A 20,375-nucleotide genomic window follows, 5' to 3' on the forward strand; every position below is an offset into this window, starting at 1 on the left:
ATGTTAGCTGAAGCAGTACTTATTGCTATAGTTGCAGGGATTGCTGGAATCGATTTACTTAATGGCTTAACACACCTTCATCGGCCTGTAGTGATGGGGCCAATAGTTGGATTAATTTTAGGTGATGTCCAGACAGGGCTATTAGTTGGCGGTACCTTAGAACTTGTTTGGATGGGGATGGTGCCTCTTGGGGGAACTCAGCCGCCAAATGTTGTGATTGGCGGTATCATAGGGACGGCATTTGCCATTATGACGCATGCAGACGCGAAAGTGGCCATTGGTATCTCAGTGCCTTTTTCTATTGCCGTTCAAGGTTGCATTACCTTATTGTTTACGCTTTACTCCCCAATGATGCATAAATGCGACGAAATGGTCGGAAAACTTAATTGGCGCGGCATTGAAATAGTGAATTATTTCAGCATTCTTATTTTGTTTTCTTTCTATTTTATAGTTGCGTTTTTACCTATCTACTTTGGTGCTGAGGCTGCAGGTACCATGGTACAAAAAGCACCTCAATGGTTATTAGATGGCCTTGCTGTTGCTGGAGGTATGATGCCTGCTATCGGTTTTTCATTATTAATGAAAATTATGATGAAAAAGACTTACATAGCCTATTTTATTCTTGGTTTTATCTCTGTCACTTTCTTGAATATGCCAATTATTGCGGTCGCACTCGGTGCATTTGCCATCGCATTGATCGACTTCTTCAATCGTACACGTAATCACAATAATAATGGCGGCGCACTTAATGTTGCTCAGGAGACTAATGATGGCATTTAATGACAGCGATGAAGCTCTGGCGGCAAAAGCAGAACAACGAATGGCTCAAGCAATGGCAACTAGCCAAGTTGAGCATGATGATTACCTTGATAGTGAGCTAGCCGCTGAACTCACTAACCGTGATATTAATGTTATGGCTCTACGTTCATTATTACTGCAAGCATCATTTAATTATGAACGAATGCAAGCGGGTGGCTGGCTCTACACATTGCTTCCTGCATTGCGCAAAATTCATAACAATCCTGAAGATCTATCAAACTCCATGAAAATGCATATGGAATTTATCAATGTGCATCCATTTAATGTGACATTTTTATCTGGCTTAGTGTTAGCTATGGAGCGCAGTAAAGAAAAAATATCAACGATCCGTGCCGTTAAAATTGCTTTAATGGGGCCTTTAGGGGGAATTGGTGATGCGTTATTTTGGCTCACTTTACTACCTATTTGCGCGGGTATCGGGGCATCGTTAGCCTTACAAGGTAGTTTACTTGGCCCAATTATTTTCTTACTCATGTTTAACATTGTGCATTTTGCATTACGTTTTGGACTGGCACATTACGGCTATCGTGCTGGAACTGAAGCGATCTTATTATTGAAAACTCATACAAAAAATATTTCTCATGTTGCAGCTATTGTCGGAATGACAGTGATTGGCGCGTTAGTTGCCTCTTATGTGAATCTTTCTACACCATTAGTCATAACGGCGGGTGAAGCTAAAGTGGCTTTACAGACCGATGTGTTAGATAAACTAATGCCGAATATCATGCCGTTAGGTTTTACATTGCTGGTGTACTGGTTAATGAAAAAAGGTTTTTCACCGGTGAAATTAATCGGCATTACGGTGGTGTTGGGTGTACTTGGTAAATTGGTTGGCTTTTTATAAGGAGTTTTCCAATGTTAGGTATTGTTATTGCAGGGCATGGGGGCTTTGCTAGCGGCTTGCTACAGGCAATCGAACAAATTATGGGTGCACAGGAACAGTGTGTTGCTATCGATTTTCCAGAGGGAATGAGTACCAATACGCTTCAACAAGCATTGAAAATGGCGAGTCAGCGCTGTGACCAAGGTGAGGGAGTTGTTTTTTTAACAGATTTATTAGGGGGATCACCATTTCGATTAGCATCGTTAATGGCGCTGGAAAATACAAATTACCAAGTCATAACAGGAACCAATATGCAGATGGTTACTGAAATGATACTAGAGCGAAGTGAGATGTCAGCCGCTGAGTTCAGAGATAAAGCATTGGAGTGTGGATACCGTGGTTTAACCAGTCTATGGCATGAGCAACAGCGTGAAAGGCATTTTATTGGTAATCTCGATGGTATTTAAACTGCTATCAAATTAAATGTATGAATATAAATTGAGTTAAGTTTTCATTATTTCTATGATTAATAAAGATTCATCATAAGAATGAAAGTGTAACAAATTGATTTTAATGTGGAAAATAGCCTAAGTAAATCAGACCACTTGACTTAAATAGGCTATTTCCCTGTCTCGACGGTATTATGATGCCAGCCCTTTATCGTTTTTTGCTAGAGCGTGTTGATCTTTTGGTATAAAAAGCAAACAGCAAATGAGGCTATTATCATGGTTTTACTAAAAATCAAAACAATTAGCCCAGATGCCAAAACCGATACTTGGTGATAGGTTCTCTCCCGATAAATGTGCGATAGGTTTCATGAGGTGAGGATCTTAAAAACACCGTCTTAGCTTATTTAAAACACGTCCAAAAAATGGAGATTTTATTTATGATTACGGGCTACCCAACTAATTTCCTGCCTAAATTAGGCTTGGCGGAAATAAAGTCTAACCCAATTGAGCCAATATGCATGGCCAAAGAGTTGGGTTTTGATGACATATTATCAAGTCGATCTATTGATAGCATCAGGGATGCCGATCGAAAACTTGTAGAGAATGGCTACACATTTATTGGATACCACGGTACCAACACGAGAAACCTTCATAGCATGTTGGATGAGGGATTAAATCCAATCTATTGTGGCTCAGGTGACGGTGAGGCTAAGGGAAGCGGGTTCTATATTGCAAGATCACCTAAAAAAGCGAGTGATTACGCAGACTCATCAACACAATCAGGCGATCCGCAACCGCCTAAATATGAAATTCCTCGTTACGAAGGCGAAAGAGGGCAATCTGAGCTGGTTAGAGTATACGCTAAAAATTTTGATTTATTTAAACTTGGCCGAGATCTAGCCTGGGGTGTTGAATCATCAGATGGAGATCCTAATGGAGATAGAAGAGTACAAGATAGTGACGCCAATCATGGACTAGAAACAAACATGTATGACTTGGAAATGGTTATTTCACCATTAAAATATCAAGACCTTGCTATATTACCATCACTATACAGCGTGAGTAATGAAGACCTGCTGAGTGGTATGAAAAAATGGCCAAATCATAAAGATGTTTAAATAGTGGTTGTAAGCTGTAACCGTCGAGTTTTCTGTCAGGTCATTGTGCTTCAGCTTGGCATCAGACTGAGCTACGAAAGAGCGCTAAATTAAGGTGCTTTCTCACATATTTAATACAATATCTATGAAGTCAACCCGAAACTTTATCCCTTTTACGGGACCAAAGAGGGCTTACAACAGGGGGCTGATACTGTGGCTCAAGCTCCCAAGATCTGCTCAATGATGTTATTCGGGAGCTCTATCTTACTGTAATCAAATTAAATGTATGAATATAAGTGATACTTGCAGAAGGTATTGCTTAACTCTTTGAATGTAAATCGAGTTAGTTTTTTATCATTTTTATAATCAATAATGATTTGTTATAAGGATGTAAATATAATCCCCTGATTTTCATATGGAAAATGGCTTAGGTAAATCAGATTACTTGACTTAAATAGGCTATTTTCCTGCCTCGGCTGTGTTATGATAGCCGCCCCTTATTACTTTTTGCTGCTTTTTGGCTAGTGCTCTGATTGCTAGGAGTAGGAAATTGTGCGTGGGCATATAATATATTGACTCTAAAGAGTTCTAGATGCAGCTAGGCGATTCAACATAAAGCGCTGTAACTGGAACGATGATGAGTATAATGATAAAAATCAGTCGGATAGGCTATTATGCTTTTACTTATTGATAATTACGATTCATTTACCTATAACCTATATCAATACTTTTGTGAGTTAGGTGCAGAAGTTGTGGTTAAACGGAATGATGAAATTTCTATCGAAGAGATAGAATCGCTTTCGCCTACACACCTTGTGATCTCACCGGGTCCTTGCACGCCTGATGAGGCGGGGATCTCTCTTGAGGCCATTAAATACTTTGCAGGTAAAATCCCTATTTTAGGTATTTGCCTCGGTCACCAAGCTATTGGGCAAGCTTTTGGTGCAAAAGTAGTAAAAGCAAGAGAAGTGATGCATGGGAAAACATCAGCTATTCATCACAATCATCAAGGGGTCTTTAAAGGGCTTAATCGTCCATTAACAGTCACTCGTTACCACTCTTTGGTTATTGCTGCGGATACACTACCCGCATCTTTTGATGTATCTGCATGGTCACTGAATAATGGTGATGTTGATGAGATTATGGGGATACGTCATAAAACCTTACCTATTGAAGGTGTTCAATTTCATCCAGAAAGTATTCTGAGTGAGCAAGGACATGAATTATTAAATAATTTTCTAAAATACTAGATATTATTTATTTAACGAAAAAAATAAATTTTACCCCATCACTCGCTTAGCTATTGCGCTTTTGTGATTTTTTATTCATATTTAATGCTTATATTTTCACTTTAGCATCAAGTAAAGCAGGTGAGGGGTATGAAACAACAACAAGCTGTGGATCGTCAGACTTACGATCAGGTCATTTTACCTATTTATTCTCCGGCTGAGTTTATCCCTGTGCGCGGAGAAGGCAGCCGAGTATGGGATCAGCAAGGTAAAGAATATATTGATTTTGCTGGTGGTATTGCAGTTCTCGCATTGGGTCATTGCCATCCTGCTTTAGTTGCAGCAGTTCGCGAACAAAGCGAAAAACTGTGGCATCTGAGTAATATTTTTACTAATGAACCCACCTTGGTTTTGGCAAAAAAGCTGACTGACGCCACATTTGCGGAACGTGTTTTTTTTGCTAACTCAGGTGCGGAAGCCAATGAGGCCGCTTTTAAATTAGCGCGTCATTATGCAATCACCAAATACAATCCGTATAAAACTAAGATCATCGCGTTTAAACAAGCATTTCATGGGCGTACCCTTTTTACCGTATCAGTTGGGGGGCAAGCTAAATATGCAGATGGTTTTGGCCCAAAACCTGCTGATATCATCCATGTACCTTTTAATGATCTTGATGCAGTGAAAGCGATTATCGATGAAAATACATGCGCTGTGGTTCTAGAGCCCGTTCAGGGTGAAGGTGGCGTAACAGCTGCAACGCAAGAGTTTATGCAAGGTGTTCGTCAGTTATGTGATGATAATCAAGCCTTGCTAGTTTTTGATGAAATACAAAGTGGTATGGGGCGTACGGGGCAGTTGTTCTCTTATATGCATTACGGTGTGACACCTGATATTTTAACAACGGCAAAAGCGCTCGGTGGTGGTTTCCCGATTAGTGCTATGCTAACGACCCATGAAATTGCTCAAGTCATGGGGCCGGGGACTCACGGTACTACCTATGGTGGCAACCCACTGGCCTGTGCTGTCGGTAATGCTGCATTTGATATTATTAACACTAAAGAAGTCCTTGATGGCGTTGCTAAGCGCCGTGAATTATTTGTATCTCATTTAAATAAACTCAATCAGCAATATGATATTTTTTCTGAAATCAGGGGAATGGGGTTACTCATTGGTGCTGAGCTAAAAGGTAAATTAAAAGATCGTTCTAAAGATATTCTACAGGCTTGTGCTGTTGAAGGATTAATGATGTTGAATGCAGGGCCAAATGTATTACGTTTTACACCTTCATTAATTATTGCAGAAGAAGAAATTAACAGTGGTATGACTAAATTAAATAAAGCGATTGAAAAACTGCTCAATAATTAATTTTTAGCTCTCAATAAGAAATATATCTTTTTGAGAGCTATTTATTAATCTCCAATTTATTAAATAATCATGTTTTTAAATATTTGTTTTAAGTCTGAAATGGTATTCTCATCCTATTTTTTATATGGTAAATGTATATTTCTACATTTCACAAATAAAGTATGGGATAGATAATAATGGATATTCAAAGTATTTCTCTAGAAAAAGGATGTTTTAGTTTTAAAGAAGACTTTTTGAATTGTTTTGATTGGAATGATATTGATTTTTCTTTTGTTAATGTTGATATGAAAAAAAAGAAAGTTAATGTTTTGTGTAGCAACTATGAATGGCTCTTGATGTATTGGGATGATGACTTAGACTTACATTTAAGTGAAAGATTAAATTCAGGGATACAATACTGGAGTAACTATTCAAAAGTATATGCAAACACTTTATCTAAATCTGAAAAAAATATAAAAATTGATTTTTGCTCTAAAAATAAAGATGTGTTTGAAATAGTATCAATTAATGTGAAGAGAGACTTATCTGCTAATGATATATTTGCCATTTATGGATATTCACCAGTTATATCTGACTATGCGAACAAATTATGGCAGCAACATCAAGGTATGATTTTGCCAATGCGAGAAAACATTATATTACCTACCGTTGAATTACAATCTGAAAATCAAGAAATAAAACAACAACCCATTGATATCCATGGTCATATGAAATTTGGTGGTATACGTTTTACCCGTAAGGAAATGTTAACTATTCGTATGCTACTTGCTCAATGCCGAATTAAGGAAATTAGTGCTATACACGGGTGCTCCGAGAACTCTGAACATAAACGCATCATCAATATTAAAGAGAAGCTTGGTTGCCCGCATGCATCACCGAGTGGTTTATTTAAAGTGTTTAAAGAACGTGGCATTACATTAGCCTGCTTAGATACATTAATTAACTTTCCAAAAACTCAGCAAGGAAATAAAAAATGAAATGGAAATTCAGATTAGGGGCGGTAGCAGGGAATACCTTAGAATACTATGATATTGCGGTATTTGCTGCAATATCCGTGTATTTAAGTGCAGAATTAGAGCTGCTGGGCTACTCTTCAGCAACAGAGATGGTGTGGGGCATATTTGCATTACGCTTTCTAGCTCGGCCCATTGGCGGTTATGTGATTGGCCGCTATGCCGACCGAGTGGGTAAAAAGCCCGCTTTAGTCTTTACCAGTTTACTCACCGGCACCGCGACCTTATGTATGGCAGCATTGCCGATTCAGTTATTAGGTTCCTATACCCCTATTGCGATTTTAATTTTACAACTGATATTATCTTTTAGCTTTGGTGGTGAGCATCCATCATTAGCGACTTATTTATTAAATAATGTACCTGAAAAAGATCGCGCTAAAGTTTCTTCCTTGACTGTTGGCAGCTCAATAGTTGGGGTGATTATTTCATTAGCTGTTGTATTAACCTTAGAACGTACATTAACCGTAGAAATGATGCAGTCAATTGGTTGGCGTATCCCTTTACTGTTAGGCTTGATAAATATCGCGATTAGTTTTTGGTTCAGGCTAAAATTACCCGATCAGCCAAGGGCAGAAAAATGCAATCATACAATGGGTGGATTTAAAATATTACAAATATTTTTATTAACGGTACCTGGGACAGCAACGTTTTACTCGCAAAATATCTCATCCTCGATATTAAGTGAACATTTACAACTCGGCGAATTTAAAAGCATTTATTCCATTGTATTATCAAGTCTTTTATTAGCCTTTATGCTGATTTGTGGATGGCTCACTGACAAATACAGTTCTCCACAAAAGACATTCAAATTGGGTGTAATAGGTATGGTACTACTTTCTATCCCATTATATTTTGCGATGAGCAGTGGAGTGATGATTTTAGTGTCTATTGCTCAGTTACTTATAATAATAAATGGAGCAATGATATTATGTAATCTATCAGCGACGCTTGTCCCAATTTGTGGTGGTCAAACTGTCGTTCTTGCCGTTGGTTATAATTTAGCAACCACGTTTGTTGGTGGAGTCACACCCTTAGTAATTAGTTATTTGGTGGGTATCAATATTGCGTACGTGGGGGGCTTTATTGCTTTATGTGGCTTGACACTATTTCTATCAGCGTCATTAACTAAAAATTACCAATTAGAATAGTTATTTACCTCAGAGAGGATAATCCTCTTTGAGGTTTTTTGATAATTTAGAAATTATTCATCTAAAAATGTTAGCTGATAATATTTTTTAGATTCAGGTGCGGTTGCAATTTTTAATTTGCTAGTAATAGGCGCTAATTCTTCCGCCATCAGCTCTTTATAGGGTTTCTCTGGTATTGTTGGTAGTGGTGTGTTGAATGTTTTTTCATAGCTATCATCAACAGAAGCTAAGTTATTATGAAAAAGGATATCTCCTTTATATTTTTTTATAGGTGCTTTTTCTTCTTGTATTGTTAACTTATTGGGATTGCTGGATTTTAGTGTTCCAATATATCGTGTACTAATAAATGTATCTTGCAAAGCGGGTTGATGAGTTAATGCTGCACTTTCAATACCTTTTTCTACCAATTTAATGGGAGAAGGTTTAAAAGAAGCGTTTAGTAATTGGCTATTTGAGGGGGTCGCGTTGGAATTTTGTGATGGCTTGAGTCGATTTTGTAACTGAGTTATACGATCTACTGTATCAGCTATAGTGAATTTTGAACGTGAAGAGGTTGACTTAGATTGCGTATTATCCTTAAGTGGAGCTGCCATTTTACCTGATAGTTGAGTTTGAGGCTGATTAAATGCATTGTTGCCGAATTTTGTTGTGAATGGCGATGCTACTTGAGTTGAACTGATTTGAGACATATATGCAAAGAAACGCTGTCGAGCTTCTTCTTTGCTCTGCTTTATATGACAAGATTCATTCTTTGTACTTTGTTGTAAAGGGCTATTAGATAGCATCTGATTATGATAACCCATGGTTTTATTAATATACGAGTTATTGATTGGACTTAGTTCTTTCATTGATTAAATCTCTAATAATTATTGGAAAATTATTAGGAATTTTGTTTTATTATGATGAAAAAGAATATAAAAGAACGATATTAGTTAAAACTTAAATTATATTTTTGGTTGGGTTTTCTGCCTGTTTTTGTTCAGTGTGGTAAATAATATAAGCTTAGCCAAATAGAAAAATGGCTTGATATCTGAGACACCAAGCCATTCACTACGTGACCCAGCAACAGGCTAGGCCGAGATGTTAAACTAGCGAGTACCGTATACGACGATAGTTTTACCGTGTGCTGAGATCAGGTTTTGATCTTCTAGCATCTTCAAGATACGGCCAACCGTTTCACGCGAACAACCAACAATTTGGCCGATTTCTTGGCGTGTAATTTTGATTTGCATGCCATCCGGATGCGTCATTGCATCAGGTTGTTTTGCTAAATTAAGTAGTGTTTGGGCAATACGGCCAGTCACATCAAGGAAAGCGAGGTTACCCACTTTTTCAGATGTAGTTTGTAGGCGGCTTGCCATTTGCGCTGAAAGGCGCATAAGAATATCAGGGTTAACCTGAATAAGCTGACGGAATTTTTTGTAAGAAATTTCAGCGACTTCGCAGGCACTTTTTGCTCTTACCCAGGCAGAACGTTCTTGCCCTTCTTCAAATAACCCTAGTTCACCAATGAAGTCTCCCTGATTCAAATAGGAGAGGATCATTTCTTTGCCTTCTTCATCTTTGATTAAAACAGCCACTGAACCTTTAACGATATAGTAAAGAGTCTCTGCTTTTTCACCCTGATGGATCAGCGTGCTCTTGGATGGATACTTATGAATATGGCAGTGTGACAAAAACCATTCAAGAGTAGGGTCTGTTTGTGGCTTGCCGAGAACCATTAGCGTTATCCTCTGTATGTTAATCCAACCATCTGGTCAACCATGACCAAACAGCTGGTTTTTAAAGTCACTATCTTAGCATATTAACCATAATGAAAGTTAATACCAACATTATAATATAATCAATTGAAACCCTGAGTTTTGATCTTACCCCTATCAGGTGATAATTTGTTTGTAACATAATAAACTTAGAAAGTCTCGGCTTTATCGCTTCAGCTGCTTAAAGTGGCTACTTGATTGAAAGCATTTATGTAACAATGTTATCGTTTGTACAAACTTTTTCAGAGGGAATACAATAATGGAAGCGAGAGTTAAATGGGTTGAAGGTCTTTCTTTTTTAGGTGAGTCAGCATCAGGTCATCAGATAATGATGGATGGTAATTCAGGCGATAAAGCACCTAGTCCAATGGAAATGGTATTAATGGCGGTAGGTGGATGCAGCTCGGTTGATGTGGTATCTATTTTACAAAAAGGCCGTAATAATGTGAGCGGCTGTGAAGTTAAATTAACCTCGCAACGTCGCGATGAAGCACCTCGTTATTTTACTCACATTAATCTGCATTTTATTGTCACAGGAACTGACTTAACGGAAAAAGTGGTTGAACGTGCAGTTCAGCTTTCTGCTGAGAAATATTGTTCTGTATCTTTGATGTTAGAAAAAGCGGTGAAAGTCACTCACAGTTTTGAAATTAAAACTCAATAATTTTTTATTAAATGTATTATTTTTTTAATAGAAAATGCTTATTTAAAATAAGCATTTTCTATCAATAATTAGTCGTTCTTTTGTTTAATTAACTTCTCAACAATTGGGGTCATGATTAATTCCATTGCTAACCCTAATTTCCCTCCCGGCACCACAATAGTATTCATTGCTGAAATAAATGAGCCGCTTAACATAGAAAGTAAATAAGGGAAATCAATTTGCTCAAGCCCCCTAAACCGGATGACAATAAAACTTTCATCTTGTGATGGTATGGCTTTAGCTGAGAATGGGTTTGAAGTATCAACAGTAGGTACGCGTTGGAAATTAATATGGGTACGTGAGAATTGTGGGGTAATGTAATTAATATAATCACCCATTGAGCGCACGACAGAATCCATCACGGCTTCTCGTGAATGCCCTCGCTCTGTCGTATCTCGGATGAGTTTTTGGATCCATTCCAAGTTGACGATGGGCACCACACCAACCAATAAATCGACATGGCGAGCAACATTGTTTTCAGGCGTGACCACACCACCATGCAACCCTTCATAGAATAAGATATCGCTATTAGGTGGCAAAGGTTCCCATGGGGTAAAGGTTCCCGGCTGTAAACCATAGGGAACAGCCTCATCGTAGGTATGGAGGTATTTACGCGATTTCCCACTACCTTGTTGGCTATATTCTAATAGTGTCTGTTCTAACAAGGAAAAATCATTCGCTTCAGGGCCGAAATAGCTGATGTGGCGACCCTGCTCCCTTGCTTTACGGATTGCCATATCCATTTCAGGTCGAGTATAGCGATGAAAGCTATCACCTTCTAAGGTGGCTGGTTGGATATTTAATTGATGGAATATTTTACGAAACGCTTGGCTAGTCGAGGTGGTTCCAGCACCACTAGACCCTGTAATTGCTATGATTGGATGCTTTTTGGACATCATGGACTCCCTGTGTTGCGCTTGCGTCCATGCTAAGCCAAGCCATGAGCGAAACGGGGTTACGGGCGAAACTGACTGTTAGGCATAAAATTAACAGATTCATGTAACTCTGACCAGACTAGCACAATTTCTCCCGATGCTAATTGTCGTTTTACATCGTCAACTTTTTGCTGTAACGACTTTTCGTGTTCCCCATAATCGGTTCCTTCACGTAGCACATAGGATTCGATTAGGTTTTCCAATGTTTCAGGATCTAAATCTTTCCAAGGGATAATCATGATTTTGTATTGTCCAAATAAGAAGTTAACCACTGCGGAATGCGTTTCTCTAACCACATTTCTGGCTTTCTCAATGTACCACCAACAAAACCGACGTGCCCTCCATGTTCTGTCATCTGATATTCAATATTGGCGGGTAAATGAGCCAAATCAGGAACAACTTCAGGTGCCATAAACGGATCATCTTTTGCGTGAATAATCAGTGTTGGCTTAGTAATTCGTGGTAACCGAGGAAGAGCGCTACACTTTTGATAATAGTCGGTTGCATCTTCGAAACCGTGTATCCTTGCCGTGATCACATCGTCAAATTCACGGATCCGTTTTAATTGTTTTAGCTGTAATAAATTAAGGGGTAATGAGCCGGGGTAGCGAACCAGCTTACGGGTAGCATTACGCTTTAATCCATTAAGTAAATAGCGTTGATAAAACTGTGAGAACCCTTTCTCCATTCGTATAGAACATGGCTCTAACATTAATGGCGCTGATACCACAACACCGGCATCGATATCCGCATTTTCACCATTTTCAGCTAAATAGCAGGCAAGCATATTGCCACCGAGGGAATAACCCACTGCACCAGTTGGAACCTCTCCCCAAGTTTGCTTTAACCAATGTAAAAAGTAACGTGCATCACTGGTTTCACCTGAGTGATAGATACGTTTTTGGCGATTGGGTTCACCACTACAGCCACGAAAGTGCATGACGACGCCTAACCATCCCTGATTTTGGGCACTTTCAAGCATGCCATGAGCATAGGGGCTTTTAAAATTACCTTCTAAGCCATGAAAAATGACTAAACGTGGCTTATGACAAGCCTGCTCAGGAGGCTCACTCCAAGCAAGGTCGATAAAGTCACCATCAGGTAACTCAAGTCGTTGCCAAATAGGTTTAATTTTCGGGGTGCGCCGAAAAATTCTTGGCAATAATGTTTGCAGATGTGGGTTTTTAGCCCAGTTAATGGGGCGAAAGTTTTCTGACATAGCCTTATTTAATTTCTTAATACCCTTGTGGGGCACATAACATACTGTTATTTTTTTGTGATGCAAGTGCGCTAATTTTTGGAGATAGATTATAAATGAGTCTGGGGCTAGTTTTTTCTCTTTTTACGTTTCTATTCATTGCAGCAGTTACACCAGGCCCTAATAATATGTTATTGACCTCGAGTACCGCAAATTATGGTTTCCGGCGCAGTGTCCCCTTATTACTTGGAATAATGCTTGGAATGCAGTCGATACTTTACTTATCTGCATTTGGTGTTGCTGCGCTTTTATTGCTATATCCAGCGTTGCATATTGCGATGAAAGTGGCGGGCAGCCTGTATTTATTATGGTTGGCGTGGAAAACAGCAACAGCAAGTTATGAGCCCTTGAAAACTGAAAGTGCCGTTGTCAAAAATGTGAAATGGTATCAAGGGGGTTTGTTACAATTTTTAAATCCAAAAGCATGGTTAATGGGGTTAGGTGCCGTAGGAAGTTATAGTTTACCGGGTGATCTATTTGCTCAATCTATTATCGTGATGAGTATTGCTGTAGTGACAGTTAATTTAATCGCAGGGTTAATTTGGATGGCAGGGGGATCGCTTATTGGTTATTTTTTACGAGGTCGCCGTGCGTGGTTTATTTTTAATTTAGTGATGGGAATTTTGACAGCAGCGTGTGTGCCTCTCATCTGGCTCGAATAAACAAACTCGAAATAATAAGGGAGGCATTTACGGCCTCCCTTTATAGTATAAATACTCAGGCTTAATCTAAATCGATATCTTTGCTACCAAAGAAATAAGTGAAAATAAATCCACAGACATAAGCAACTGCAATACCACCGACATAGACTGCCATACCCGCAAATACGCCTTGTGCAGAGGTCATCAGTGGAATAGCCACTAAACCAGATGGACCAAATACGGTGTTAAGGCCGACAGGTAAGCCCATCCAAGCGATCAAACCGATAAAGAAACCACCTGCAGCACCACCTAAACACGCGGTCACAAAAGGTTTTACACGTGGTAGTGTCACACCGTAAATCAGTGGTTCACCAATACCGAGGAAACCAGGGATAATCGCCCCACGGATTTGGTTACGTAAAATAGAATCTTTCTTCGCTTTGACATACAGAGCCAATGCTGCGCCAACTTGTCCTGCCCCCGCCATTGCTAAGATTGGGAACAGGGAGTTGAACCCTTGTGCATCAACTAGTGCGAAGTAGACAGGCACGAAACCTTGGTGAACACCAAACATCACTGCAATCAAGAACAGGCCGGCGAGTATTGCCGTGCCGAATGGGTTGCCGTTTAAGTGCATAAATAACCATGACATGCCACTAAACAGCCAGCTACCTAATGGCATGATGACAACATAAGCCGCAGCACCAACAATTAGCAGCGTAATGGTTGAGGTTAAAATCATATCAAGGTTAGCAGGGATAATTTTGCGAACTTGTTTTTCAACCCAAGCGCCAAAAATACAGGCAATTAATACACCGATAATGCTGCCCCGAGGGTCAATATCCCAACCAAAGAAATTGGTCATGCCAGAGAAGACACCCGATGTGGCATTTGGATCATAGCCAAGCACAAACAGTGCGGCAATAATTGCACCGTTAACCCCACTGCCACCAAAGGCTTTTTGTGCATTATAACCAATTAAAATGCTTAAAAAGCTGAATAGCCCTTTACTGAACACTGACATGTACAAAATCATGTGTACGCCAAATGTTTGCTGCTCAGGTGCTTTTGGTAACCCACCTGGGTAGAAAGTTTGAGTGGCTAATGTTGCGAATCCTAATAATAAGCCCGCAGCGATAAAACCGGGGATTAATGGGGTAAAAATGGTGGCAAATTTAGACAGAAAACGGTGTACTGCGCTAGTTTGCTTTTGCTTCATCTGCTGTTTATTCGATGATGCGAGGGCATTTAGATTCGTTTCTAACGAAGTATCCATTTTTTCTGCGGCGATATGCTCACCACTTTCGAGGATCTGATTCATTAAATCAGCAGCGGTTTGTGCTTTGCCGGGGCCAAGGACAATTTGCAGCTGCTCATCACTTTCAATGACGCCAAGAACGCCTGCGATCTGTTTTATTGCTGTTTTGTCGACAAGTTGATCGTTATTAAGTGTCAAACGTAAGCGAGTCATGCAGTTGCCTGCTTGCTTAATATTTGCACTGCCTCCGACCTTTTGCAGGATCTCCTGCATCATTTCTTTTGTTATTTTAGCCATGCCATTTACCCTATCAGTTCCCGTATTAAACGGATTTCGCGATGCTAAGTGCAGTACGAATGAATCCATTATTGTCTGATAGCAATTGACGCGCCTCTTGTGCATTGAGCCCAGATAGGATCATCAAAATTGCAGTTTTACAGTGCCTTTCACATTGTTGTAATGCGAATTCCGCTGTTTGTCTGTCACACTCAGTGGCTTCCATTACGATTTTGACTTGCCTTTCAACCAATTTTGCATTGGTTGCTTCTACATCGACCATTAAATTGCCGAAGACTTTACCAATACGGATCATTGCTCCAGTGGTGATCATATTGAGCACTAACTTCTGTGCAGTACCCGCTTTCATACGCGATGAACCTGTGACCACTTCCGCACCTACGATTGGAGTGATAGCAATATCAGCGGCATTGGCAACAGGGCTATTTGGGTTACAACTGATGGATGCAGTCACTGCACCAATTTTGTGTGCATAGGCTAGTGCGCCAAGGACGTATGGAGTGCGACCACTTGCTGCAATACCGACGAGTACATCTTTATCGCTGAATTGAATATCAATTAGGTCCTGTTCACCGAATTCAGGTTTATCTTCTGCGTTTTCAACTGCGCGGAAAATGGCTTGGTGACCACCTGCAATTAAACCAACCACTTGTTCATGGGGGGTGCCATAAGTAGGAGGGCATTCGCTAGCATCTAAAATACCTAAACGGCCTGATGTACCTGCACCTGAATAGATCAAACGACCACCATTCAAAAATGCATGCGCAACTTTATCAACCAGTTGTGCAATTTGCGGTAAAACTTTTTCGACGGCTATAGGGACTTGTTTGTCTTCATTATTGATAACTTTCAGCATATCAATAGTAGACAGTTGGTCGATGTTAGTACTTGCGGTGTTGCGGCTCTCAGTTACCATTTTGCTTAAGTCAATGGTCATAATAAATTACTCCTACCTCAGTTAATGAGGCGATATTAAGGAATTATTTATTCCAGTGATGTGATAATGATCACGGCGTTCTCTATTCTGAATTGTCACTATGAAAGAATATTTTAGGGTGAATTAGAATAATTGAATAAATTACTTATTGAATTTAAAGGAATATTATTAAGTAATGGGGTTGTTCTAAGAGGAATAATTTATTATATTTATACTCGTCATACTTCAAGTTGCAGCGTTGTTGACTACGTTCACTCGCGCCAGTCACATAGTTATCTATGCTCCTAGCGACTTGTTCACTTGTCGCCTAGCTGCACCTCGAATTATTTAGAGTATAGTTAGTAAGGAATGTCGATGACGCTACTGGATACGATCACTTGTTTACTGCCTAGGCTTGCTGAAAATCAACGCAAGATAGCTCAGTTTATTTTAGAAAAGCCAGAACGAGTGCTGAATTTATCTTCTCAGCAGCTCGCGGAGGCATTAAATGTGAGCCAATCTGCCATTGTGAAATTTAGTCAGAAAGTCGGTGTAAAAGGGTATCCTGCATTAAAATTGGCACTGAGTGAGATAATTGGCCGTCAGCAACTCGATGATGCTAATCCACATGTCGCATTACATAATCGGATCACGCAAAGCGATAATTTAATGGTGGTAGCGCAAAAACTGGCTTTGGAAAAAAATTACTCAATCACTGAAACAACCCGCCATATTGATTTTAAGCTATTTGAAAAAATTGTTAATTCGATTGATAAATCACAACGCGTGCAAATTGTCGGGATTGGTGGCTCTGGGTTAACGGCTAAAGATCTTAGCTATAAATTACAAAAAATTGGTATTACAACACTGGTTGAGTCAGATCATCATGTGCAGATTGCTGCTGCTTTGACACTAACACCTCAAGACACGCAAATTGTGATTTCATTTACGGGTAAACGTAAAGACATGCTCACGGCTGCAAGTATTGGTCGTAAACAAGGTGCAAATATTATCGCAATCACGCGTAGCCGCTTATCACCGCTTGCGCAACTAGCGGATCATGTTTTGGAAAGTATTGCCGAAGAAAATGAATGGCGCAGTTCATCGATTTCATCCAGAACAGCACAAAATACCCTGACGGATTTACTGTTTATGGCACTGCTACAGAAACGTGAAGCTCGAGCAAAAATGTTAGTGATGAATGCACGAGTAATGATTAACAAATTAGATGAATGAAAAACGGTTTTCCCAACAGTAAGTTATTCGCTTTACTTTTGCAAAAAGCCTTTATTTGCGTTAAGACTATTAGTATATATTTTAATGCAATTTATAAAGGGGCGATTAATGAGGGCACTAATTGTTTATACCGAACTCACTGATGAGGATTCAGTGATAAGCCATGCTGTGGCTAGGCTTGCAAGTGAACTCAATGATGAGCATGTTGAAACGGTGATTATTCGTGATTTCGAAGATGGTCTCGCTTATATTCGTTCAAATACCAGTATTGATTGCTTGTTGTATGGTCGCGATATGTCCGATCGCGATGAACAGGCTCAAGCACATCGCTTGATCACTCAGTTGCACCGTAGACAAGAAGATGTTCCCGTTTTTCTTCTTAGCGACCGTGAAGAAGCTTTAGTGGCTTTTGACCGTAAAATGATGGAACAAGTCGATGAGTTTGCGTGGATACTCGAAGACTCAGCGGATTTTATTGCTGGGCGGGTATTGGCAGCTATTCAGCGTTATCGCTCTCAATTGTTGCCTCCATTGATGAAGAGCCTTATCAAATATAGTGATGTCCATGAATATTCATGGGCAGCCCCGGGGCACCAAGGGGGAGTTGGCTTTACTAAAACACCTGCTGGGCGCATATATCATGACTTTTTTGGTGAGAATCTCTTTCGTACGGATATTGGCATTGAACGTGTTGCGGTTGGCTCTTTGCTCGATCACACAGGCGCCTTTGGTGAATGCGAGAAAAATGCAGCACGAATTTTCGGGGCGGACCAGTCTTACTCCGTTGTTGTAGGAACATCAGGTTCTAACCGCACTATAATGCAAGCTTGCATGACTGATGATGATGTGGTGGTGATTGACCGCAACTGCCATAAATCGATTGAACAGGGGTTGATCTTAACAGGGGCAAAACCTGTTTACATGGTTCCAAGTCGTAACCGTTATGGCATTATTGGACCGATTTATCCTAAAGAAATGTCGCCAGAAGCGATCGATAACAAAATTGCTAGTAATCCACTCACAACGGATAAAATAGGGCAGCGCCCAGCCTACAGCGTCATTACCAATTGTACTTATGATGGAGTGTGCTACAACGCTCGCAAGGTGCAAAATTTACTTAATGATTCTTTAGATCGTATTCATTTTGATGAAGCATGGTATGGCTATGCACGTTTTAACCCACTTTATCGCGACCACTTTGCGATGCGCGATGAAGAAAGAACAGAAGACCAGCCTACTATTTTTGCCACTCATTCAACGCATAAATTACTGAATGCATTATCCCAAGCTTCTTATATTCATGTGAGAAATGGCCGTAACGCTATCGATTTTAATCGCTTCAACCAAGCCTATTTAATGCATTCAACAACATCACCGCTGTATGCAATCTGTGCCTCGAATGATATTGCTGCGGACATGATGGATGGTAATAGTGGGCGTTCATTAACCGATGAAGTGATCCGTGAAGCAATAGACTTTAGGCAATCACTGGCTTTCTTGTACAAAGAGTTTCTCAATGATGATGAATGGTTCTTTAAGCCGTGGAACCAAGAAATGGTTAAGGACCCTGCAACAGGTAAACGCTATGCGTTTGAAGATGCTCCGGTTGAATTACTGATGAAGGAGCAAAGCTGCTGGGTGATGCATCCTGAAGATAAATGGCATGGTTTTCATGATCTTCCTGATAATTGGGCAATGCTTGACCCCATCAAAGTGAGTATTCTTGCTCCGGGTATGGGAGATGATGGCAAACTATTAGACTCAGGTGTTCCTGCGGCACTGGTGACGGCGTGGCTGAATCATTATGGCATCGTACCCACACGTACAACTGATTTCCAAATTATGTTCTTGTTCTCAATGGGGATCACGAAAGGGAAGTGGGGGACATTGGTGAATACGCTACTTTCTTTCAAACGCCATTATGACAACAATACGCCATTGAAAAAGGTGCTACCAGAAGTGGTTGAATCTGCACCTGAAATTTATGGTGAAATGGGGCTACATGATTTGGGTGATAAGATGTTTGCCTATTTACAAAAAAATAACCCAGGAACATTGCTGAATCAGGCTTATTCACTGCTACCTCAAGTGATGATGAGCCCTAGAGATGCCTATCAAGAGATCGTTGCCAACCGCGTTGAAGCTGTTCCTGTTGATCAACTTGCAGGCAAAGTCGCTGCCAATTCCATTATTCCTTATCCACCGGGTATTCCTATGTTGCTGTCAGGCGAAAATTTTGGGGATGAAAATAGTCCTCATATTCGTTATTTATGTGGTTTACAGGCATGGGATCAGGCGTTTCCAGGGTTTGAACATGAGACAGAAGGTACTGAAGTGATTGATGGGCAGTATTATGTGATGTGTGTGAAATAATAATTTTTACTCTCTTTACTTTTTCGGGATAAGCCTAAATTTCTAGTATTTAGGCTTCTTTATAAATCATAAAATCGTTATAACCAGATTGTATCTGTATCCCAATTTAAAGGAAATCCTGCTTCTGACATATTTGATTTGGCAAATGGATATTGAGTAAATAATTCATTGAGTTTATCTTTAAGGGTAAGATCGTGGATCCCTAGAGTTTTAAGCATGATTTGTAAAGCGGCAATACTTCCATATGGCCTGTTATCTTTCGTTGGCTTGAAAGTTAGTAGGGGGGTGATTTTACTTGGTGCTGTTAATTTTGCATTCCATACTCGGCTATGATGGGCACATCTATTGCGAATGTTTCTAATACATTGGATCCAGTTTACGAGTACTTTATAATTTGGAGCTCCAAATTCAGCAGCAAGTTTATTTAATACATTAGGATAGCTTGTTGATATTTTAAAATTTATGGAGTCGTATATTTTATATATTTGGCCTAGGCTGATGAGTTCGCTAGATATCCAAAAAGGAGGTAAGTTTTTATATTTATGGTGACGTTCGTTGTAATACTTCTCTCTAAAGTTTTTAGCGTATAACTCATTTTCTCGATTAAAATCTAGGCTAATACGGTCTCTAGTTTGGTCAATAGTTCTGGGACAATAAAAATATTGATTATCTAAATACCAAAATGGGTCACCATTAAGGCTAGACATCGTATGATCTAATCTACTGCGTAGCTTAACCTCTATTCTCGCTATGACTTTAAATAATAAGCTACGTAATTCTTCGTCGAATCGATATAATTGGACCCCATCTTCAAAAAAAGTGTTGTTCTTATATAATTTATTATTTGAAGTATCTAATAAGGGATGTAAGTATATCTTGAAATGATAATAACTTATTTGGTTTAACAAATTTTCAGCAGCCTGCTCATTATGAAAGGATAACCTTTTGCTTTTCAAGTCATGAATGAGTGATTGTGAAGTTTTGTATGGTTTTGAATAAAGTACATAAGACATTATTAGGTACTATCCATTTGTAAGACATCAGGTAAAAAA

General features: G+C 39.5%; 20 protein-coding genes. 12 read left to right on the forward strand and 8 right to left on the reverse strand.

The window, feature by feature from the left end; all coding sequences use genetic code 11:
* From agaW to AC3Z9T_RS18830, 8 genes are all read left to right on the forward strand, one after another.
* A complete protein-coding gene (gene agaW / locus AC3Z9T_RS18795) occupies positions 1-780 on the forward strand; it encodes a PTS N-acetylgalactosamine transporter subunit IIC (protein ID WP_490127616.1) in 780 nt (259 codons plus the stop codon).
* Complete coding sequence (locus AC3Z9T_RS18800) at positions 770-1,663, forward strand: PTS system mannose/fructose/sorbose family transporter subunit IID (protein WP_490127651.1); 894 nt, start codon at positions 770-772, stop codon at positions 1,661-1,663. The genes agaW and AC3Z9T_RS18800 overlap by 11 nt, the downstream gene beginning before the upstream one ends.
* 11 nt (positions 1,664-1,674) lie before the next feature.
* Positions 1,675-2,109 carry a PTS galactosamine/N-acetylgalactosamine transporter subunit IIA gene (gene agaF / locus AC3Z9T_RS18805; protein WP_490127617.1) on the forward strand — a complete coding sequence of 145 codons (435 nt, stop codon included), beginning with the start codon at positions 1,675-1,677 and terminating at the stop codon, positions 2,107-2,109.
* Between the two features lie 419 nt (positions 2,110-2,528).
* On the forward strand, positions 2,529-3,209 hold the full coding sequence (locus AC3Z9T_RS18810) for a poly(ADP-ribose) polymerase family protein (protein WP_490127618.1): 681 nt from the start codon (positions 2,529-2,531) through the stop codon (positions 3,207-3,209).
* A 653-nt stretch (positions 3,210-3,862) separates the two neighbouring features.
* Positions 3,863-4,438, forward strand: a complete 576-nt coding sequence (locus AC3Z9T_RS18815) for an aminodeoxychorismate synthase component II (protein ID WP_490127619.1) — start codon at positions 3,863-3,865, stop codon at positions 4,436-4,438.
* Between the two features lie 129 nt (positions 4,439-4,567).
* The gene (gene argD, locus AC3Z9T_RS18820) at positions 4,568-5,785 is read left to right on the forward strand and encodes a bifunctional acetylornithine/succinyldiaminopimelate transaminase (protein WP_490127620.1); all 1,218 of its coding nucleotides are present in this window, start codon (positions 4,568-4,570) and stop codon (positions 5,783-5,785) included.
* Positions 5,786-5,961: 176 nt separating this feature from the next.
* Positions 5,962-6,762: a helix-turn-helix transcriptional regulator gene (locus AC3Z9T_RS18825; RefSeq protein WP_490127621.1), complete on the forward strand. Its 801-nt coding sequence runs from the start codon at positions 5,962-5,964 to the stop codon at positions 6,760-6,762.
* Positions 6,759-7,946 carry an MFS transporter gene (locus tag AC3Z9T_RS18830; RefSeq protein ID WP_490127622.1) on the forward strand — a complete coding sequence of 396 codons (1,188 nt, stop codon included), beginning with the start codon at positions 6,759-6,761 and terminating at the stop codon, positions 7,944-7,946. Before AC3Z9T_RS18825 ends, AC3Z9T_RS18830 begins: the two co-directional genes overlap by 4 nt.
* Positions 7,947-7,999: 53 nt before the next feature.
* On the opposite strand, the gene AC3Z9T_RS18835 is transcribed toward AC3Z9T_RS18830, so the two are convergent.
* Entirely contained in the window at positions 8,000-8,794 is a 795-nt protein-coding gene (locus AC3Z9T_RS18835; protein WP_490127623.1) for a hypothetical protein, read from the reverse strand.
* A 240-nt stretch (positions 8,795-9,034) separates the two neighbouring features.
* The gene (gene crp / locus AC3Z9T_RS18840; protein ID WP_004923862.1) at positions 9,035-9,667 is read right to left on the reverse strand and encodes a cAMP-activated global transcriptional regulator CRP; all 633 of its coding nucleotides are present in this window, start codon (positions 9,665-9,667) and stop codon (positions 9,035-9,037) included.
* A gap of 298 nt (positions 9,668-9,965) precedes the next feature.
* Here crp and AC3Z9T_RS18845 point away from each other — a divergent pair, with 298 nt between their 5' ends.
* Complete coding sequence (locus AC3Z9T_RS18845; RefSeq protein WP_490127624.1) at positions 9,966-10,370, forward strand: OsmC family protein; 405 nt, start codon at positions 9,966-9,968, stop codon at positions 10,368-10,370.
* A gap of 68 nt (positions 10,371-10,438) precedes the next feature.
* On the opposite strand, the gene AC3Z9T_RS18850 is transcribed toward AC3Z9T_RS18845, so the two are convergent.
* Genes AC3Z9T_RS18850 through AC3Z9T_RS18860 form a run of 3 tightly spaced genes read right to left on the reverse strand, consistent with a single transcriptional unit; the run spans position 10,439 to position 12,563 of the window.
* Positions 10,439-11,305, reverse strand: a complete 867-nt coding sequence (locus tag AC3Z9T_RS18850) for a phosphoribulokinase (RefSeq protein ID WP_490127652.1) — start codon at positions 11,303-11,305, stop codon at positions 10,439-10,441.
* Positions 11,306-11,364: 59 nt separating this feature from the next.
* Complete coding sequence (locus AC3Z9T_RS18855; RefSeq protein ID WP_490127625.1) at positions 11,365-11,583, reverse strand: YheU family protein; 219 nt, start codon at positions 11,581-11,583, stop codon at positions 11,365-11,367.
* Positions 11,580-12,563 (reverse strand): hydrolase, encoded by a 984-nt coding sequence (locus AC3Z9T_RS18860; protein ID WP_490127626.1) that lies wholly within the window; start codon positions 12,561-12,563, stop codon positions 11,580-11,582. The genes AC3Z9T_RS18855 and AC3Z9T_RS18860 overlap by 4 nt, the downstream gene beginning before the upstream one ends.
* Positions 12,564-12,658: 95 nt before the next feature.
* Here AC3Z9T_RS18860 and AC3Z9T_RS18865 point away from each other — a divergent pair, with 95 nt between their 5' ends.
* Positions 12,659-13,264: a LysE family translocator gene (locus tag AC3Z9T_RS18865; protein WP_490127627.1), complete on the forward strand. Its 606-nt coding sequence runs from the start codon at positions 12,659-12,661 to the stop codon at positions 13,262-13,264.
* Positions 13,265-13,325: 61 nt separating this feature from the next.
* Here the strand turns inward: AC3Z9T_RS18865 and murP are convergent, their stop codons facing one another.
* Entirely contained in the window at positions 13,326-14,798 is a 1,473-nt protein-coding gene (murP, locus tag AC3Z9T_RS18870) for a PTS N-acetylmuramic acid transporter subunit IIBC (RefSeq protein ID WP_490127628.1), read from the reverse strand.
* Positions 14,799-14,823: 25 nt separating this feature from the next.
* The gene (gene murQ / locus AC3Z9T_RS18875) at positions 14,824-15,735 is read right to left on the reverse strand and encodes an N-acetylmuramic acid 6-phosphate etherase (protein WP_490127629.1); all 912 of its coding nucleotides are present in this window, start codon (positions 15,733-15,735) and stop codon (positions 14,824-14,826) included.
* Positions 15,736-16,089: 354 nt separating this feature from the next.
* On the opposite strand from murQ, the gene AC3Z9T_RS18880 reads away from it, so the two are divergent.
* Both AC3Z9T_RS18880 and adiA read left to right on the forward strand, forming a co-directional pair.
* Positions 16,090-16,950, forward strand: a complete 861-nt coding sequence (locus tag AC3Z9T_RS18880; RefSeq protein ID WP_490127630.1) for a MurR/RpiR family transcriptional regulator — start codon at positions 16,090-16,092, stop codon at positions 16,948-16,950.
* A 108-nt stretch (positions 16,951-17,058) separates the two neighbouring features.
* Positions 17,059-19,323: an arginine decarboxylase gene (gene adiA, locus AC3Z9T_RS18885; protein ID WP_490127631.1), complete on the forward strand. Its 2,265-nt coding sequence runs from the start codon at positions 17,059-17,061 to the stop codon at positions 19,321-19,323.
* 77 nt (positions 19,324-19,400) lie between these two features.
* On the opposite strand, the gene AC3Z9T_RS18890 is transcribed toward adiA, so the two are convergent.
* Positions 19,401-20,336, reverse strand: a complete 936-nt coding sequence (locus AC3Z9T_RS18890; protein WP_490127632.1) for an Abi family protein — start codon at positions 20,334-20,336, stop codon at positions 19,401-19,403.
* Between the last annotated feature and the right edge of the window lie 39 nt (positions 20,337-20,375).

The organism is Providencia sp. 6390 (assembly GCF_058148425.1).

Excerpts from the sequence above, each read along its gene's own strand:
- AC3Z9T_RS18830 (WP_490127622.1), top strand. The coding sequence starts at position 6,759 with ATGAAATGGAAATTCAGATTAGGGGCGGTAGCAGGGAATACCTTAGAA.
- AC3Z9T_RS18835 (WP_490127623.1), bottom strand. The coding sequence starts at position 8,794 with ATGAAAGAACTAAGTCCAATCAATAACTCGTATATTAATAAAACCATG.
- murP (WP_490127628.1), bottom strand. The coding sequence starts at position 14,798 with ATGGCTAAAATAACAAAAGAAATGATGCAGGAGATCCTGCAAAAGGTC.
- agaF (WP_490127617.1), top strand. The coding sequence starts at position 1,675 with ATGTTAGGTATTGTTATTGCAGGGCATGGGGGCTTTGCTAGCGGCTTG.
- agaW (WP_490127616.1), top strand. The coding sequence starts at position 1 with ATGTTAGCTGAAGCAGTACTTATTGCTATAGTTGCAGGGATTGCTGGA.
- AC3Z9T_RS18800 (WP_490127651.1), top strand. The coding sequence starts at position 770 with ATGGCATTTAATGACAGCGATGAAGCTCTGGCGGCAAAAGCAGAACAA.
- adiA (WP_490127631.1), top strand. The coding sequence starts at position 17,059 with ATGAGGGCACTAATTGTTTATACCGAACTCACTGATGAGGATTCAGTG.
- AC3Z9T_RS18865 (WP_490127627.1), top strand. The coding sequence starts at position 12,659 with ATGAGTCTGGGGCTAGTTTTTTCTCTTTTTACGTTTCTATTCATTGCA.
- AC3Z9T_RS18855 (WP_490127625.1), bottom strand. The coding sequence starts at position 11,583 with ATGATTATCCCTTGGAAAGATTTAGATCCTGAAACATTGGAAAACCTA.
- AC3Z9T_RS18810 (WP_490127618.1), top strand. The coding sequence starts at position 2,529 with ATGATTACGGGCTACCCAACTAATTTCCTGCCTAAATTAGGCTTGGCG.
- murQ (WP_490127629.1), bottom strand. The coding sequence starts at position 15,735 with ATGACCATTGACTTAAGCAAAATGGTAACTGAGAGCCGCAACACCGCA.
- AC3Z9T_RS18815 (WP_490127619.1), top strand. The coding sequence starts at position 3,863 with ATGCTTTTACTTATTGATAATTACGATTCATTTACCTATAACCTATAT.
- AC3Z9T_RS18890 (WP_490127632.1), bottom strand. The coding sequence starts at position 20,336 with ATGTCTTATGTACTTTATTCAAAACCATACAAAACTTCACAATCACTC.
- argD (WP_490127620.1), top strand. The coding sequence starts at position 4,568 with ATGAAACAACAACAAGCTGTGGATCGTCAGACTTACGATCAGGTCATT.
- AC3Z9T_RS18880 (WP_490127630.1), top strand. The coding sequence starts at position 16,090 with ATGACGCTACTGGATACGATCACTTGTTTACTGCCTAGGCTTGCTGAA.
- crp (WP_004923862.1), bottom strand. The coding sequence starts at position 9,667 with ATGGTTCTCGGCAAGCCACAAACAGACCCTACTCTTGAATGGTTTTTG.
- AC3Z9T_RS18850 (WP_490127652.1), bottom strand. The coding sequence starts at position 11,305 with ATGTCCAAAAAGCATCCAATCATAGCAATTACAGGGTCTAGTGGTGCT.
- AC3Z9T_RS18825 (WP_490127621.1), top strand. The coding sequence starts at position 5,962 with ATGGATATTCAAAGTATTTCTCTAGAAAAAGGATGTTTTAGTTTTAAA.
- AC3Z9T_RS18845 (WP_490127624.1), top strand. The coding sequence starts at position 9,966 with ATGGAAGCGAGAGTTAAATGGGTTGAAGGTCTTTCTTTTTTAGGTGAG.
- AC3Z9T_RS18860 (WP_490127626.1), bottom strand. The coding sequence starts at position 12,563 with ATGTCAGAAAACTTTCGCCCCATTAACTGGGCTAAAAACCCACATCTG.